General features: G+C 64.0%; 13 protein-coding genes. 9 read left to right on the top strand and 4 right to left on the bottom strand.

Features of this window, described 5'->3' with window-relative positions:
- Window positions 1-39 precede the first annotated feature (39 nt).
- The gene (locus tag ACMQ11_RS12040) at window positions 40-1,833 is read right to left on the bottom strand and encodes an ATP-binding protein (RefSeq protein WP_418993020.1); all 1,794 of its coding nucleotides are present in this window, start codon (window positions 1,831-1,833) and stop codon (window positions 40-42) included.
- A gap of 51 nt (window positions 1,834-1,884) precedes the next feature.
- Window positions 1,885-2,349: a PAS domain-containing protein gene (locus ACMQ11_RS12035; protein ID WP_418993019.1), complete on the bottom strand. Its 465-nt coding sequence runs from the start codon at window positions 2,347-2,349 to the stop codon at window positions 1,885-1,887.
- A gap of 164 nt (window positions 2,350-2,513) precedes the next feature.
- On the opposite strand from ACMQ11_RS12035, the gene ACMQ11_RS12030 reads away from it, so the two are divergent.
- From ACMQ11_RS12030 to ACMQ11_RS12015, 4 genes are all read left to right on the top strand, one after another.
- The gene (locus ACMQ11_RS12030; RefSeq protein ID WP_418993018.1) at window positions 2,514-3,410 is read left to right on the top strand and encodes a hypothetical protein; all 897 of its coding nucleotides are present in this window, start codon (window positions 2,514-2,516) and stop codon (window positions 3,408-3,410) included.
- Window positions 3,411-3,581: 171 nt separating this feature from the next.
- Window positions 3,582-4,223 (top strand): DUF4136 domain-containing protein, encoded by a 642-nt coding sequence (locus ACMQ11_RS12025; RefSeq protein WP_418993017.1) that lies wholly within the window; start codon window positions 3,582-3,584, stop codon window positions 4,221-4,223.
- A 26-nt stretch (window positions 4,224-4,249) separates the two neighbouring features.
- Entirely contained in the window at window positions 4,250-4,876 is a 627-nt protein-coding gene (locus ACMQ11_RS12020) for an outer membrane beta-barrel protein (protein ID WP_418993016.1), read from the top strand.
- A gap of 232 nt (window positions 4,877-5,108) precedes the next feature.
- On the top strand, window positions 5,109-5,885 hold the full coding sequence (locus tag ACMQ11_RS12015) for a class I SAM-dependent methyltransferase (RefSeq protein ID WP_418993015.1): 777 nt from the start codon (window positions 5,109-5,111) through the stop codon (window positions 5,883-5,885).
- Window positions 5,886-5,932: 47 nt separating this feature from the next.
- Here ACMQ11_RS12015 and ACMQ11_RS12010 read toward each other — a convergent pair whose 3' ends face one another.
- Window positions 5,933-6,109, bottom strand: coding sequence for a hypothetical protein (locus tag ACMQ11_RS12010; RefSeq protein ID WP_418993014.1), 177 nt, complete (start codon window positions 6,107-6,109; stop codon window positions 5,933-5,935).
- On the bottom strand, window positions 6,106-7,428 hold the full coding sequence (locus ACMQ11_RS12005; protein WP_418993013.1) for a hypothetical protein: 1,323 nt from the start codon (window positions 7,426-7,428) through the stop codon (window positions 6,106-6,108). The genes ACMQ11_RS12010 and ACMQ11_RS12005 overlap by 4 nt, the downstream gene beginning before the upstream one ends.
- A gap of 220 nt (window positions 7,429-7,648) precedes the next feature.
- Between ACMQ11_RS12005 and ACMQ11_RS12000 the strand changes: the two genes are divergently transcribed.
- Genes ACMQ11_RS12000 through ACMQ11_RS11980 form a run of 5 tightly spaced genes read left to right on the top strand, consistent with a single transcriptional unit; the run spans window position 7,649 to window position 16,341 of the window.
- Window positions 7,649-9,979, top strand: coding sequence for a glycosyl hydrolase (locus tag ACMQ11_RS12000; RefSeq protein ID WP_418993012.1), 2,331 nt, complete (start codon window positions 7,649-7,651; stop codon window positions 9,977-9,979).
- 26 nt (window positions 9,980-10,005) lie between these two features.
- On the top strand, window positions 10,006-11,172 hold the full coding sequence (locus ACMQ11_RS11995; RefSeq protein WP_418993011.1) for a glycosidase: 1,167 nt from the start codon (window positions 10,006-10,008) through the stop codon (window positions 11,170-11,172).
- Window positions 11,169-12,566 carry an MFS transporter gene (locus tag ACMQ11_RS11990; RefSeq protein ID WP_418993010.1) on the top strand — a complete coding sequence of 466 codons (1,398 nt, stop codon included), beginning with the start codon at window positions 11,169-11,171 and terminating at the stop codon, window positions 12,564-12,566. The genes ACMQ11_RS11995 and ACMQ11_RS11990 overlap by 4 nt, the downstream gene beginning before the upstream one ends.
- 4 nt (window positions 12,567-12,570) lie before the next feature.
- A complete protein-coding gene (locus ACMQ11_RS11985; RefSeq protein WP_418993009.1) occupies window positions 12,571-13,764 on the top strand; it encodes an AGE family epimerase/isomerase in 1,194 nt (397 codons plus the stop codon).
- 6 nt (window positions 13,765-13,770) lie between these two features.
- Window positions 13,771-16,341, top strand: coding sequence for a beta-mannosidase (locus ACMQ11_RS11980; RefSeq protein ID WP_418993008.1), 2,571 nt, complete (start codon window positions 13,771-13,773; stop codon window positions 16,339-16,341).
- Window positions 16,342-16,366 lie beyond the last annotated feature (25 nt).

The raw sequence follows: 16,366 nt of genomic DNA, 5'->3' as shown, positions 1-16,366 counted from the left end.
CGACCGGGCTCGGGAATCGAATATGAATTGTGAATCGATCTATTTAAGGTCTACCAGGCAGGAATTCAACGCCTTGTTGAGCGAATACTGCGAGAGGGGTTTGGTCAGGAATTCGTTGCAGCCGGCCTGGCGGGCGTTCTCGATCTCGTTGCCGAACGTATAGGTCGACATGGCGATGACAGGGACCTCGGCCGAGAGCTGCCGGATGCGCCGCGTGGCCTCCAGCCCGTCCATGACGGGCATGCGGATGTCCATCAGCACGGCATCGGGCCGCTCCCGCTCGAACAGGGAGACCGCCTCGGCGCCCGTCAGGGCCCGCACGAGCCGGAAACGGCGGCTCAGAACCGCTTCGATCAACCGGTAATTGGAATCCGAATCTTCGGCCACGAGCAGCTTCCAGGACGTGCAACCGGCCGATGTTCCGGGTGCCGGGACCTCCTCTTTTTCGCTCCGCTGCCGTTGGACGGTCGGGATCGAGAAGAAGAAGCGCGTACCGCGTCCCTCCTCGGACTCGACGTCGATCACGCCGTCCATGCGTTCGACGATCATCTTCGTGATGGCAAGCCCCAGCCCCGTACCGGCGGCAAAGTCGTTGAGCTTGACGAAGCGCGCGAAGATCGCCTTAACCTTTTCGGCGGGAATGCCGCAGCCCGTATCCGCCACACTGAACTCTACGCGGTCGTTCCGCAATTCGAAGCCGAAGCGGATTTCTCCCCGCTCGGTGAATTTCGAGGCGTTGTTCAACAGGTTGGTCACTACCTGCGCAAGGCGGTTGTAGTCGCAGACGATCTCCGCGCGTTCGTATCGCTGCTCGAAAACCAGTTCGACACCCTCCTTGAGGCGGTTCTTGTGAACCTCGTACTGGGCGCGGCACAGTTCGTTGAGGTCCATCGGCCGGGGGCGGAATTCGAGCGTGCCGGCCTCGATTTTCGAGATGTCTAGGATGTCGTTGATCAGTTGCAGCAGCAGCTCCGAATTGGTGTCGATGATCTCGGCGAACTGCTGCTTCTCCTCCACGGTTTCGGCCTCGCCGACCAGCTTCGAGAAGCCGACGATGGCGTTGAGCGGCGTGCGGATTTCGTGGCTCATGTTCGCCAGGAACGCCGACTTGAGCTTGTCCGACTCCTCGGCCCGGATGCGCGCCTCGACGATCTCCAGTTCGGCATTCTTCATGTCGGTGATGTCCCACGAAACGCCGATGATGAGCGGCAGCCGGTTCTCGACCGGGACGAGCGATTTGCAGGTGTTGACGATGCGCGTCTCGCCGGTGGCCGTGACGTACTCCTCGATAAAGGTCATGCGCTCGCCCGTGCGCAGCAGTTCCAAATCGTCGCGGCGGAAGCGCTCGGCATCCTTCTCGCTGGGGAATATCTCACTGTCGGTGTGGCCGAGCGCCCGCGAAGCCGGAATGTGCGAAAACTCCTCGAACGCCCGGTTCCAATAGAGGTAGCGGAACCCGTTGCCGGGGTCCTTGACGAAGAGATAGACCGGAATGTTGTTCAGGATGCTGTCCAGAATCGAGTTCATCTCCTTGACCTTGTTCTCGTGGCGGATGCGCACCGAGACGTTGCGGGCGAAGAACCAGACGATCTCCCGCTCCTTGAAATGGTCGTAGATGATGTAGGATACGATGTCCCACGCCTCGCTCTGTCCCTCGTCGTCCTTGATGCGGATTGTGTATTTGTGCGTGCCGTTGTCGCGGCGGATCTTTTCGAGCCGCTCCTCCCATTGGGGACGGGAGCCCTTGTAGGTCCAGTATTCGTAGACCTTGTGCTGCGAAAGGTCGTCGTGCACGCCGTGACGCACGCGGAACTGCTCGTTGGCGTACTCCATCGTCCCGTCCAAGTCGCAGGCGTAAATCTCCTCCTCGACGTTGTTGAGCGCTTATTTGACCATCTCCAGCTCGCGTTTGGCCACCTCGGTCTCGGTGATGTCGCGGCAGATGCAGAGCGCGAAGCGTTCGTCGAGCGGCATGATGCGGTTCTCGTAGTTGCGCGTGCAGCCGTCGAGCGTGATGTCGTGGTGGGACGAGGAGCCGCAGCCCGTGGCGAAGACGTTTTCGAGGTTGTTGCGCACGTTGCGGCACGCCTCGGGCGAGAGCACCGTGCGGATGTCCTGGCCGATGATTCGGTCGCTCGGAACGCCCACGTGGTTGGTCTCTTCGGACGAGACCAGTTCGACCATCGTCCCCTTGCGGTCGAGCACGGTGAGCATGTCGGGCAGGGAATCGAGAATCTTGCGGGCGTAGCGGTCCCGGAAGCGGTTTCCGGCAGCCGGTGCGGCCTGCGACTCCAACTCTTCGATTCTGCGGATCAGCTCTTCGCGGGAATAATCGTCGTAACGGCTCATAATCAACGGTTTTTTAATAACTTGTCGGAACAAAGATAGAATAAAAATGCAGAAATGCAACGGGAACTATACAAAATCGTCCGCCTGCCGGGCGGGTTCCGCAGCCCGCATGCGGCAGGGAGCGTAATTTTTCGTATCTTTCCTGCACGAAAAACCCTTTTCAGATGAAAAAAAGCCTCTTAGCAAGCTGCGTGGCGCTCCTGCTGGCCGCCGCATCCCCGGCTCAGACGTCCCTCCCCGCGCCCGAAAAGGAGCGGCTGGTCGTCGATCTCTTCCTGCGCGTGCGGAACGTGCCGGTGCCCTATGTCGAAGCGCTGCGCACGCTGGTCGGAGAAGGATTCGCCGCCCGCGGACGCCACGAGGTGATCGACGCCGAAACGGTGCGCGAACTGATGTCCGCGGTGCCGGGCAGCGGGGTAACGACCCCCGAGACCGCAGCGGCCGACCAGACCGCCTTTTTCGAAATGCGGGCCCCCGAAGCCGCCGCGACGGGCGCCCGCTACCTCGTGTCGGGAACGCTGGCGGACTACCGGTTCGCCCACGCCGAACTGCCGGCCACGGACCCCAAGAAACCGCCCCGGCCGGGCTTCCGCTCGACGTTCCGCGTCGTACTTTCGGCCCTGGACCTCAAGCTGGGCGAGCGCCTGCCCGACCAGATGTTCGAACTAACCGCCACGGCTCCCGTAGCCGAAACGGCCGACCGGGCCGCGCTTGAGCGCATCCGCGGGCAGATAGAATACTATATCGACCGCAATTTCAAGTTCGAAACCACGATTCTCGAACTCTGCCCGCCGGACCGCAAGGGGCGCGTGCGCGACCTCTACGTCCACAGCGGAACCCGGATCGGGGTCAAGCAGGGGGACCTCTTCCTGGTGTACGAGGAGGTGCCCGTCGGCGGGGTTATGACCCGCCAGAAAGTCGGCCGGCTGCGCGTGACCGACGTCGGGAACCCCGACGTGGCCCGCTGCCGGATCGCCAAGGGCGAGGCCGAGATCGCCGCGGCATTTGCCGCCGGGCGTCCGCTGATCTGCGTAAGCGACGGCAAGGCTTTTGGATTCTGATTCTTAGCGCGCAGGGTAAAAACCGGCGGCTTCTGCGGAAGTGCGCCGGTTTTTTCGTGTTTCAAAAACGTTCTTATTATAAGCAGATCGGGCGACCAGCCCTTTGCAGTCCGGTCGAGGAACGGAATTTGGTAGGATGCAACCGAGAGCAAAACCAAAAATTTCAAGATCATGACCGTTAAAAAAATCCACATCCTTGCGATCGCGCTCCTGACGGTGGCGGTCAGCGCGTGCCAGAAAGAGCCCTCGACCTCGGGCCTGCACAAAGATTACCTGGTCTACACGGCCCACGACGACGGCACCGATTTCGCCGCGCTGGACACCTATTACATTCCCGACAGCATCCTGATTATCGGAAACAGCGACAAGACGGAGTACTGGAAAGACGCCGACGCCATCGAGATCGTCAACACGGTGGTCGGACAGATGAACGCCGCGGGCTACTCGCGCACCGACGACAAGGAGGCGGCCGATGCGGGCCTCCAGCTGAGCTACGTGCGGCAGGTGACCTATTTCGTCGGCTACGACAACCCCTACTGGTGGTGGTACTACCCTTATTACTGGGCCCCCGGCTACTGGGGCGACTGGATCGGCTGGCACTATCCCTACCGCGTCTACTACGGCTACACGGCCGGGTCGCTGCTCCTGGAGATGATCGACCTCGAAGCCGACCAGGAGACGGGCAAGAAACTCCCGGTAATCTGGGACAGCTTCATCGGCGGCCTGCTGACCTCGAATGAGGAGCTCAACCTGCAACGGACGTTGGAGGGCGTCAAGCAGGCGTTCGTGCAGTCGCCCTATCTGAAAAAATAGTCTAACCGAAAAATACCGACCGAATCATGAAAAAATCGACATATATCAGGACTATCGCCCTTGCGGCCGCCGTGCTGGCCTTTGTTCGCCCGGCTCAGGCGCAACTCTTCCCCAACAGTTACATCAACATCGACTGGCAGGTGAACGTGCCGCTGGGAGGCGATTTCGCCCAGAAAGCATCGGGCTGGGGCATGAACTTCGAAGGCGGCTATTTCGTCACCCCCGAGATCGCCGTAGGTCCTTTCATCTCCTACCAGACCAACCTGGAGTCCATCTCGCGCCGCACGCTCGACCTGGGCAGCGGCTCGGCGCTGACGACCAACCAGAAGCACGCCACGTTCCAACTGCCGTTCGGCGTGACGGGACGTTACAACTGGCTCAAAGATAGTATTTTCCAACCCTATGCCGGGCTGAAATTAGGCGCCTGCTGGGCCGAGTTCTCCTCCTATTATTATGTGGTCAAGCAGTACACCGACACGTGGGGCTTCTACCTCTCGCCCGAGGTGGGCGTCTCGATCTTCCCGCGGCCCGACTACCGCCTGGGATTCCACGTGGCGCTCTATTACAGCTACGCTACCAATTCGGGCGACGTGCTGACCTACTCGGTCAACAACCTCAACAACTTCGGCATCCGCGTAGGTGTCTCGTTCTGACGATTCCGACTCGCTGTCACGACGCCGGACCTCAAAAAGGTCCGGCGTTTTGCATTGACCGGAATTCTTATTACCTTGCAGAACCAAAACCTGTGGATGATTAAAAAGGATACGGCATTGTAGGAATCCGGCCCGTTCCGGATTCCGTCTCTCCAGCCTGCCCGAACGATCCCGTTCGGGCTGAAAATTCATTTTTTCAAACGCCGCGAAAGAGCGGCACATATCCCATACCATGAATAAGAAAAAACACGAACCGATACACGAATTCGATCTCAAACTCATCGCCGATTTCTTCGCGGGGCTCGACCGCCAGGGCCCCGGCAGCAACGAACAGACGCTGCGGGCACTCCAATTCATCCCCGACGCGGGCTCCGTACGCCGCATCGCCGACATCGGCTGCGGAACCGGCCGGCAGACGGCGGTGCTCGCCCGGCACCTCGGCGGAACGATCACGGCCATCGATCTGCTGCCGGAGATGATCGCGGGGCTCCGGGAGCGGATGGCGCGGGCCGGATTGGCCGAAAAGGTCACGGGAACGGTGGCTTCGATGGACGACCTGCGGTTCGAAGAGGAGTCGTTCGACCTGATCTGGGCCGAGGGTTCGATCTACAACATCGGTTTCGAGCGGGGACTGACCGCGTGGCGCCGCTTCCTCAGGCCCGGGGGTACGATCGCCGTGACGGAGTGTTCCTGGCTCGGGTCCGAAAACCTGCCCGTCACGCAGTACATCCAGGACAATTTTCTGGACATAGACCTCATATCCAACAAGGTGCGTATACTCGAAAAAACCGGGTACCGTCCGCTGGCCCATTTCATCCTGCCCTCGGCGTGCTGGACGGAGCACTACCTGCTCCCGGCAGCCGCCCGCATTCCGCACTTTCTGGCCGAGCAGGGGCACACGCCGACAACCGAACGGTTCGCCCGCCTGCTGGCCGAAGAGGCGGCGCATTACGACCGGTACGGATCGCACTACGGATATGTCTTTTACATAGGTCAGAAACCGCTCTGATGCCGACGCCCGCTCTCAACCCGAAGAGCGGGCGCTTTTCGCAGAGACTACTCCACCGAGGTGAAGAGCAGCATCGTCTCCGGTTCGAGCCGGATTCGGCTGCCCTCGCGCAACGCGATTCCCCGCCGATCGGGCAGCAGTCGTTCGCCGTCGAGCCGGAGCCGCGCGCCGTAGGTGAAGCGCGCCAGCTCCGCAAGGCCCGCGACCGGGCCGCGGAGCGTCACCTCGACCGCCCGGTCGCTGCGCGTGTTGACAGCGCCAGCGTCGTGCCCTCCGCCGAGCGGCCGAACATCGAACGCACCCCCTCGGCCCCCGTGACCTCCGAGGCGAGAATCCGCATCCGGGGCGGAAAGTAGCGGCACAGGAGCGACACGGCGTAGTACCACGGCCGGATGCGCTCGCGGTCGGCGCCGTAGCGCTCCTCGCCGAGGATATTCCAGAAACCCCAGGTCTTCAACTTGCCCGGCTCGCACAGGTGCATGGCATCGTCGAGCATCCACACGACGCAGCCCGCGTAGCCGCATGCGGCACTCTGCATCACGGCGTCGGCGATGTCGGTGCCGTACCCGGTATCGAAGACGAAGAATTGGGAGTCGGAGGGCGAAGCCCAGGGATCGGCGGCGATGCGGCGGTCGTTTTCGGCGGCGAGCAGGGAGTCGCGCGGATCGACGAACTTGAGCCCCAGCTCGCCCAGGATCATCGGCGCGCCGGCGGGCGCCGCGGTGCGGTAGGCGGCAAGCAGACGGGAGTATTCGCCGGAGTTGACCTGCACCTTGGAGGGGTAGGTGTGGATGTCCCAGAGACCGACGGCATCACCCAGGTCGCGGGCGCAGTCGCTCACCCAGGGCGTCTCGGCCGGGGTCCAGACCGCCACGTCGGGCCCCGCGAGCGTCACGCGCCTCCCCAGGCCGCGACGACGCAGCGCGTCCTCCATCGTCCGGGCGGCCCGGAGCCAGAGGGCATAATCTCCGTCCGTCGCGGACCACCAGCCGTTGGGTTCGTTGACCAGGTTGAAATAGCGGATGCAGTCGTAGCCGCACGTATCGACCAGGTAGCTCACCAGTTCGCCGCAGCGGTCGATCCGCTCCGCGCGGACGCGCCCCGCGGCGCGGTCGACAACCCCGCCGCCCCAGTCACCCAGGAGAACCGTCGCGCCGTGCGACTGGCAGAACCCGAGGATCAGGTGCAGATCGTCCGGGGTGCGCGCGGGATCGAAGCGGCCCGCCGGATCGAGGTGCGAGGCGATGTTGGTCATCACGCGGACCAGCCGGGGCCGCATGAACTCCAGGCGGTCGGTCAACCTTTTTCGGTCGGCGTCGGAGAAGCCGCCCGAAGCGTCGTGGACCTCGTAGGGGTCCCACTCGACGCCGCAACCCGCATAGCGGTCGACGACGATGCGGTCGGTGAGCACGAGGGCCGCCGGGAGGGGCTCGGCCTGCGCGGCCAACGAAGCGGACCGGGTTTCAGCCCCGGCAGAGGCAAGGGCGGCCGTTGCGGCGCAAAGGCACGCCCAAAGCGCGATTCGGACAAGGGAAAATCGCATAGACGAAAGATTGAAAGGGTGCGATGGTAAAGGTAGGTCGAAAGAAGCGTTCGGGGATAATACGATCCGATCAGAATCGGATTGTTTCCCGACGCCGGACAGAATCGGCCCCGAGCGGAAAGCGGCCGAAAAAACAAAAAAGTACAAGGGAATGTTAAAATACTACTTTTACGCAACCGTTCGGCGACGTATCTTTGCATAACCTAAAACCCGACCCCGAATGAAACACCTCATCACACCGATCGTGGCAGCCCTCGCACTCTGTACGAACGGATGCACTACCCGACAGCCCGCATTCGTCCGCGTCGAAAACGGACATTTCACGGGTGCCCCGGCCTACTACGTGGGCACCAATTTCTGGTACGGCGCCCTGATGGCCACCGAGGGTCCCAACTGCGACCGCGACCGGCTGTGTCGAGAGCTGGACAGCCTGAAAGCACTGGGAATCAGCAACCTCAGAATCCTCGTCGGATCGGACGGCAACACGGGCGTGGTCTCGAAAGTGGAACCCATCCTGCAAACAGCACCGGGGGTCTACGACGACCGGGCGCTCGACGGGCTGGACTATTTGATGGCCCAGCTCGGAAAACGCCGGATGCACGCTGTGCTCTACCTGACCAACGCGTGGGAGTGGAGCGGCGGCTACTGCCAGTACCTCGAGTGGAGCGGCCGCGGAACCTACCCCATCCCGCGCGAGGTGACGTGGCAGACATTCGTCGACTACGTGGCGCAGTTCCACGAAGCGGAGGCCGCGGACAGCTGCAAAATAATGCTGAAAAATCACATACGCCATATCGTCACCCGAACCAACCGCTACACCGGACGCCCTTACCGCGACGATCCGGCGATCTTCTCGTGGCAGCTGGCCAACGAACCGCGGGCCTTTTCCGAGGCTAATAAGGAGCGCTTTTACGAGTGGGTTTCGCGGACGGCCAAACTCATCAAGCAGCTCGACCCCAACCACCTGGTTTCGACCGGCAGCGAGGGCGAGGTGGGGTGCGAACGCGACATCGAACTCTGGCGGCGCATCCACGCCCTGCCCGAGATCGACTACACGACGATCCACATCTGGCCCTACAACTGGAGTTGGATTCGCAAGGAGGGGGTCGAGGAGGACCTTCCGACCGCCTGCAGGAATACCGACGAATACATCCGCCAGCACGCCGAGATCGCCCGCGAGCTGCGAAAGCCGCTCGTGATCGAGGAGTTCGGCTACCCGCGCGACGGATTCCGCTTCGAGCCGGGCTCGCCCACAACGGCACGCGAAGCCTACTACCGGCTGGTGTTCGACCACGTGGTGCGCAGCGCCGCCGCGGGCGACATCCTGGCCGGCTGCAATTTCTGGGGCTGGGGCGGCGAGGCCCGGCCCCTGCACCTGCGCTGGCAGGTGGGGGATGCCTACTGCAACGACCCGGCGCAGGAGGAGCAGGGGCTCTATTCGGTCTTCGACTGCGACCACGGCATTCCCGACCAGATCGCCCAGACGAACCGCACGCTCGACCGCTACACGCGGGCCCTCGACGCTCCGGCCGGAAACCGCAGCCCGGAGGCGTTGCTGGGGCGGCTGCGCAAGGTCGCGGCCGAGGGCAAAGTGCTCTTCGGACAGCAGGATTTCCCTTTCTACGGATGCCATTGGGCCTATGAACCCGGCCGCTGCGACGTCGAGGCGTGCTGCGGGTCGTATCCGGCCGTCCTGGGCTGCGACCTGGGAGAGATCGAACTCCGCACGGGGCGCAACCTCGACGGGGTGCCTTTCGACACGATGCGGCGCGAGATCGTGCGCCACCACGAACGGGGCGGCGTGACCACCCTGAGCTGGCACCCCCGCAACCCCCTCACGGGCGGCGACGCCTGGGACGTGAGCGATCCGAACACGGTCCGCGCGGTGCTGCCCGGAGGAAAGAAACACGCCGAATTTCTGGGTTGGATCGACCTCGCGGCCGATTTTCTCAACTCGCTCCGGACACCGGACGGGAGCGTCGTGCCGGTGCTTTTCCGCCCCTGGCACGAGCATACGGGCAGCTGGTTCTGGTGGGGCGAGGGACTTTGCACGCCCGAGGAGTACCGTTCGCTGTGGAAGATGACCGTCGCGCGGCTGCGCGAACGCGGCGTAGAATGTCTTACCGTCTACTCGCCCTCCTCGGTGGAGGACGAGCACGAGTACCTCGAACGCTACCCGGGCGACGCATGGGTGGATGTGCTGGGACTCGACGCCTACCACGCGGGCGATGCAGCCGGATTCAAGGCTCGGCTCGACAAGTCGCTCGGAGTGATGGCGCGGATCGCCGCCAAGAACGGAAAACCTTACGCTCTCACCGAGACGGGACAGGAGGGGATACCGACTGCCGACTGGTGGACCTCCGTGCTGCTCGCGGGCATCGGGGAACACCGCCCGGCGTATGCGCTCGTCTGGCGCAACGCCCCGCAAACCGTGAAGCCCGGGCACTACTACGCCCCCTGCCCCGGACACCCCTCCGAAGCGGATTTCAAGCGTTTCCACGACCTCGACCGGACGATCTTCGTCTCCGGAACCCCCGCTCCCAAGCACTGATACGAACCCCTTTCAACACCATCCGCATGACCCCTTTCGAGCAAACGCTCCGCCGGCTCAAAGACCGGCACGAAGAACTCCTGACCCGCAAAAACACCCCGTCGGAGCACTACAACGGCATCTACACCCGTTACCGCAATCCGATCCTCACGGCCGAGCATACGCCCCTCCACTGGCGCTACGATTTCGACCCCCGGGACAACCCCTACTGCATGGAGCGGATCGGGATGAACGCCGTGATGAACTCCGGGGCGATCCGGCTCGACGGCAGATACCTCGTCGTGGCCCGCGTCGAGGGCTCGGACCGCAAATCGTTCTTCGCGGTGGCCGAATCCGATAACGGGATCGACAATTTCCGGTTTTGGGACTACCCCGTCACCATGCCCGAGTACGGCGAGCCGGCCACCAACATCTACGACATGCGGCTGACGGCCCACGAGGACGGCTGGATCTACGGCATTTTCTGCGTCGAACGCAAGGACCCGGCGGCGCCGCGCGGCGACCTCTCGTCGGCCGTGGCCTCGGCGGGGATCGCCCGCACGCGGGACCTCGTAACGTGGGAGCGCCTGCCCGACCTCGAAAGCCCCAGCCAGCAACGGAACGTGGTGCTCCACCCCGAGTTCGTCGAGGGGAAATACGCCCTCTACACCCGTCCCCAGGACGGATTCATCGACACGGGAAACGGCGGGGGAATCGGCTGGGCGCTCGTCGACGACATCGCCCGCGCCCGGATCACCCGCGAGCGGATCATCAATTTCCGCCGCTACCACACCATCAAGGAGGTGAAGAACGGCGAGGGACCCCATCCGCTCCGCACCCCGGCCGGGTGGCTCCACCTGGCCCACGGCGTGAGGGCCTGCGCCGCCGGGCTGCGTTACGTCCTCTACCTCTACATGACCGAACTCGACCGTCCCTGGGTGCCGCTGGCCGAACCCGCCGGGATGCTGATGGGCCCCGTGGGCGAGGAGCGCACGGGCGACGTGTCGAACGTTCTCTTCTCGAACGGCTGGATCGCGGACGACGACGGCCGTGTGCTGATCTACTACGCTTCGAGCGATACGCGCATGCACGTGGCCGCCTCGACCGTGGAGCGGCTCGTGGACTACTGCCTCAACACCCCGCCCGACGGCTACACCTCGGCCAGCAGCGTCGAAAAACTACGCCGCCTGATCGACAAAAACCTCAGCCGATGACACGCGCACCCCTCTCCGAGAAGATCGGGTACGGACTGGGCGACATGTCGTCGAGCATGTTTTGGAAGATTTTTTCCTACTACCTCCCGTTCTTCTACTCGAACATCTTCGGCCTCGGCCTGGAGCACGCCGCCGTGCTGCTGCTCGTGACCAAACTCTGGGATGCGGTGTCGGACCCCATGATGGGGCTGCTGGCCGACCGCACCCGCTCGCGCTGGGGCCGCTACCGCCCCTACCTGCTCTGGATGGCCCTGCCGTTCGCCGCGGCTGGCATCCTCACGTTCACCACCCCGGCCTGGGGCGAGACGGGCAAACTGGTGTGGGCCTACTCAACCTACCTCCTGATGATGACCGTCTACACGGCGATCAATGTCCCCTACGGGGCCATGCTGGGGGTGGTGACGGACGATTCGCGCGAACGCACGGTCTTCTCCTCCTACCGGATGTTCTTCGCCTACGGCGGCAGCTTCCTGGCGCTGGCGCTCTTCGAACCGCTGTGCAACCTCTTCACGGGGCGCGATTCCGGAGGGGCGGCGCGAGGGTGGTTTTGGGCCATGGTCGTGATCGCGGCGATCTGCGCGGGGCTGTTCCTCCTGTGCTTCCGGCTGACGCGCGAACGGGTCGTGCCGGCGGAGGATGCGACCCCGGGCGGACGCTCCGTGGCACGCGACCTCAGGGCGCTGGCCGCGAACGGTCCGTGGTGGCTGCTGCTGGGCGTGGCGGTCGCGGCGCTGCTCTTCAACTCGATCCGCGGCGGGGCGGCGGCCTATTTCTTCAAGGACTATGTGGGCACAGACAATGCACTGGGCGGCTCGATGATCCTCACGTGCGGGGCGTTCCTGGCCGTGGGCGAGGTCGCCAACATGGCCGGCGTGGTGCTGGCCGTGCCCCTTTCGCGGCGGCTCGGGAAACGGATGACCTACCTCTGGGCGATGGTCGTATCGGGCCTGCTGAGCGCCGCTTTCTTCTTCGTCCCGGCGACCACGGCCGGCTGTTGGACGATGGTGGCGCTGCAAGTGGTCGTCTCGGCCGCGGCGGGGGTCACCTTTCCGCTGTTGTGGAGCATGTTCGCCGACGTGGCCGACTACTCCGAGCTGCGCCACGGCCACGGCTCGACGGGGCTGATCTTCTCCTCGTCGTCGATGGCCCAGAAATTCGGGGGCGCTTTCGGCAGTGCCTTGATCCTCTGGCTGCTGGCATCCTACGGCTACGACACCACCGCCGGTGCTGCGCAGAACGGCCAGGCGATCCTGGGCCTGAGGATGCTGATGAGCTGGCTGCCCGCGGCCGGATGCGCCCTGGCCGCCGTGCTGGTGGTCCTCTACCCGCTCGGCGAGCGGCGCATGCGCGAAATCGGTGAAAAACTGGCCCTCCGACGGGCTGTCGAACAATGATCTCATGAACCCCGAACAACGACTCCGGCAGGAACTTTTGGAGGAGCTCCACACGAACATACTCCCTTTCTGGAGCAACCGGATGGCCGACCCGCACGGCGGATTCTACGGTCGCATGACCGGCACGAACGAACTCATAGCCGACGCCCCTCGCAGCGCGATCCTCGCGGGCCGCATCCTGTGGACCTTTGCGGCGGCCTGCCGCGTGACGGGTCGCCCGGAGTACCTCGCGCAGGCGACCGCCGCGCGGGATTACCTCGTCGACCGCTTTCTCGACCCCGTTAAGGGCGGGGTCTACTGGTCGGTGGAGGCCGACGGCCGGCCGCGGGAGACCAAAAAGCAGTTTTATGCCCTGGCTTTCGCCCTCTACGGACTGAGCGAATACGCCCGGGCCACGGGCGACGAACGCTCGCTGCTGCAAGCCGTCGAACTCTACCGCACCATCGAGCGGTACGCCTACGACCCCGTTCACAACGGGTACGCGGAGGCTGCGGCGAGGGACTGGACGGCGCTGGGCGACGTCAGGCTGAGCGACAAGGAGGCCAATGTGAACCGCACGATGAACACCCACCTGCACATCCTCGAAGCCTACACCAACCTGCTGCGCGCATGGCCCGACGAGCAGTTGCGGCGGCAGACGCGCAACCTGGTCGCAATCTTCCTCCGGCACATCGTCGATGCCCGGAGCGGCCACCTGGGGCTCTTCTTCGACGAAGAGTGGCGGCCGATCGAGGCGGGCTGCCACTCCTACGGGCACGACATCGAGGCATCGTGGCTGCTGCTGGAGGCCGCCTCGGCGGTCGGCGACCCGGCGTTGTACGAACGCACGCGCAGCAGCTGCGCCCGGATCGCCGACGCGGCGATGGAGGGGTACCGGCCGGACGGGAGTCTGATCTACGAACGCCGCGCCGACGGCACGACCGACTGCGAACGCCACTGGTGGGTGCAGGCCGAGTGCGTGGTGGGGCTCTCGTACCTCTACCGCTACCACGGCCGCCGCGAGGCGCTCGATGCGGCGCTCGCAACCTGGGACTATATCCGCACGCACCTCGTCGACCGCGAAAGGGGCGATTGGTGGTGGAGCATCCTGCCCGACGGCACGGTCAACCGCACCGACGACAAGGCCGGATTCTGGAAATGCCCCTACCACAACGGGCGGATGTGTCTGGAAATCGCGGCTCTCTTTTCCGAAAATTAACGAACCATGAAAAAAATTCGAATCGCGTGTGCCGCAGCGCTCCTACTGACGCTTCCGGCACGGGCCGCACACTTGTCCCTCGATGGGGCGTGGCAGTTCCGGCAGGCGAATGCCGCGGAGTGGCTCCCGGCGACGGTGCCGGGGTGCGTGCACACCGACCTAATGGCCCTGGGCCACATTCCCGACCCCTTTTACGGCGTGAACGAGAAACATTTGCAATGGATCGGCGAAAAGGATTGGGAGTACCGCCGCACGTTCCGCGCAGGCGAAGAGCTGCTCGGCGAGGAGCATGTCGAACTGGTCCTGAAAGGGGTCGACACCTATGCCGACGTGTGGGTCAACGGCTGCCGGATAGGTCGGTGCGAAAACATGCACCGCACGTGGCGTTTCGACCTGAAACCCCATCTGCGGTCCGGAGAGAACGAAATCCGGCTCGCATTCCGCTCCGTCTTCCGCGAGGATATGCCCAAGTACCTCGACGCACCGGTGCGGCGGATGGCGTGGCCCAACAACGACCAGAGCGACATTTGGCTCAGCCCCTACGCCCGCAAGGCGGGGTACAACTACGGCTGGGACTGGGGGCCGCGGCTGATTACGACGGGTATCTGGCGCAGCGTCGGGATCGAAGCGTGGAGCGGCCTGCGGATCGCGTCGACGCGGATCACCACCCGTCGCCTGCCCGCCTGCTGCCGGCGCTGGGCCGATATGCACGCAGAATGCCTGGTTCTCTCTGACCGGGCCGGAGCGGGCCGCTTCACGGTCCGCTGCCAGGGGCGCACGACGACCGTGGAGGTCGGGCTCCGCGCGGGCGAAAACCGCGTAGCGATGGATTTCCGCGTGCCCGACGCCCGGCTGTGGTGGTGCAACGGCGCGGGCGAACAGCCGCTCTATGATTTCGCGGTGGAGGTTGCCGACGACTCGTGTGCAGCCGCCGACACGGTCCGCACGGGGATTCGCACGGTGGAGATCGTCCGCGAGAAGGATGCCGGGGGCCGCTCGTTTTACGTCCGGCTGAACGGCCGCCCGATCTTCATGAAAGGCGCCAACTACATTCCGACAGACAACTTTCCGACCCGTACGACCGGGGATGTCTACAAGCGGATCGTGCAGGCGGCGGCCGCTTCCCACATGAACATGCTCCGCGTCTGGGGCGGCGGAATCTATGAGGACGACCGTTTCTACGACCTCTGCGACCGCTACGGGGTGCTGGTGTGGCAGGACATGATGTTCGCCTGCGGCATGTTCCCCGGCGACGAAGCCTACCTGAAGAACGTCGCCTGCGAGGTGCGCGACAACGTGCGGCGGCTGCGCAACCACCCCTCGATCGCCCTGTGGAACGGCAACAACGAGAACGAAATCTCCTACTACGCCTGGGGCTGGAACCGCACGCTCAGCCCTTCGCAGGACCGCATCTACAGGGCGGAACTGCATGAACTCTTCTATCGCACCATTCCCCACGTCCTCGAAGAGGAGGACCCGGAGCGCTACTACCACCCCACCTCGCCCTCGACGGGCTACAACGGAATCGGCTACGGGGAGGGCGACGTGCATTTCTGGTCGGTATGGAAAGGAGGCTGGATCGAGGAGTTCGACCGGACCGAGAGCACGGGGCGCTTCATGAGCGAGTACGGCTTCCAATCCTACCCCGCGATGCGGACGCTCGAAAGCTGCATCCCGCCCGACCAACTCTACATCGGCTCCGAAGCGATGCTGAGCCACCAGCGGGCCCGCGACGATGCGACGCGCGACCCCCACTACGGGGACAACCAGATGCGCAAATACTTGGAGCGCTACCTGAGGGTGCCTCGCCAGCTGGAGGACTTTGTCTACGCCACCCAAGTGATGCAGGCCGAAGCCGTGAGGGCAGGGATTGAAGCCCACCGCCGGGCCAAACCCTACTGCATGGGCTCGCTCTACTGGCAGATCAACGATTGCTGGCCGGCGGCTTCGTGGTCCTCGCTGGACTGGTATGGCCACTGGAAGATGGTGCAATACGCCGCCGCACGCGCGTTCGCCGAGGTGATCGTCTCCCCCTTTACAGAAGAGGGGCGCGTCACGTTCCGCGTGGTCTCCGACCGCACGGCGGCCCTCAACGTCGAGCTGGTGCTCACGGCCATGACTCCGGACGGCCGAACCCTCGGCCAAATGCGTCACCCAGTGCACGTCGCGGCGGACGGGGTGACGGATGGGGCCATCGTGGAGCTTGCGGAATTAGGGGCCTGCGAGGAGCTGCATCGCTTCTTCGTCGTGGCCGAACTGCGCGAAAAGGGCTCGGTCATCGCCCGAAACTGTTTTTACCCGGTCTCTCCCAACCGGTACGAATACACCGCAGCCGAACCGGAAATCACCGTATCGGAGGTGAATGGCGGAGTCTTGCTGACGCTCCGCTCGCCGGTGCTCGTGCGGGGTTTGTGGCTGGAGACGGACGATGAACAAACCGTCTTCGCGGACAACGCGCTGACCCTCCTGCCCGGGCAGCCGCTCACGGTGCGCGTCGAAACCTCGTTGTCGGCCCACGCGCTGCGCCGGGCGCTCCGGTGGCACTCGGTGAACGACCTAATGCGGCAGAAAATTTAAAAGCCGGGAAGCTGTTGCTTCCCGG

This window comes from Alistipes sp. (assembly GCF_048465575.1).
In the GTDB taxonomy this organism is placed as follows: Bacteria; Bacteroidota; Bacteroidia; order Bacteroidales; family Rikenellaceae; genus Alistipes.
Note: the sequence above shows the minus strand (reverse complement) of the source record. Positions and strands in the feature narration are given on the sequence as shown.

Excerpts from the sequence above, each read along its gene's own strand:
- ACMQ11_RS12035 (WP_418993019.1), bottom strand. The coding sequence starts at position 2,349 with ATGAGCCGTTACGACGATTATTCCCGCGAAGAGCTGATCCGCAGAATC.
- ACMQ11_RS11995 (WP_418993011.1), top strand. The coding sequence starts at position 10,006 with ATGACCCCTTTCGAGCAAACGCTCCGCCGGCTCAAAGACCGGCACGAA.
- ACMQ11_RS12040 (WP_418993020.1), bottom strand. The coding sequence starts at position 1,833 with ATGGAGTACGCCAACGAGCAGTTCCGCGTGCGTCACGGCGTGCACGAC.
- ACMQ11_RS12015 (WP_418993015.1), top strand. The coding sequence starts at position 5,109 with ATGAATAAGAAAAAACACGAACCGATACACGAATTCGATCTCAAACTC.
- ACMQ11_RS12030 (WP_418993018.1), top strand. The coding sequence starts at position 2,514 with ATGAAAAAAAGCCTCTTAGCAAGCTGCGTGGCGCTCCTGCTGGCCGCC.
- ACMQ11_RS11990 (WP_418993010.1), top strand. The coding sequence starts at position 11,169 with ATGACACGCGCACCCCTCTCCGAGAAGATCGGGTACGGACTGGGCGAC.
- ACMQ11_RS11985 (WP_418993009.1), top strand. The coding sequence starts at position 12,571 with ATGAACCCCGAACAACGACTCCGGCAGGAACTTTTGGAGGAGCTCCAC.
- ACMQ11_RS12020 (WP_418993016.1), top strand. The coding sequence starts at position 4,250 with ATGAAAAAATCGACATATATCAGGACTATCGCCCTTGCGGCCGCCGTG.
- ACMQ11_RS12000 (WP_418993012.1), top strand. The coding sequence starts at position 7,649 with ATGAAACACCTCATCACACCGATCGTGGCAGCCCTCGCACTCTGTACG.
- ACMQ11_RS12005 (WP_418993013.1), bottom strand. The coding sequence starts at position 7,428 with ATGCGATTTTCCCTTGTCCGAATCGCGCTTTGGGCGTGCCTTTGCGCC.
- ACMQ11_RS11980 (WP_418993008.1), top strand. The coding sequence starts at position 13,771 with ATGAAAAAAATTCGAATCGCGTGTGCCGCAGCGCTCCTACTGACGCTT.
- ACMQ11_RS12025 (WP_418993017.1), top strand. The coding sequence starts at position 3,582 with ATGACCGTTAAAAAAATCCACATCCTTGCGATCGCGCTCCTGACGGTG.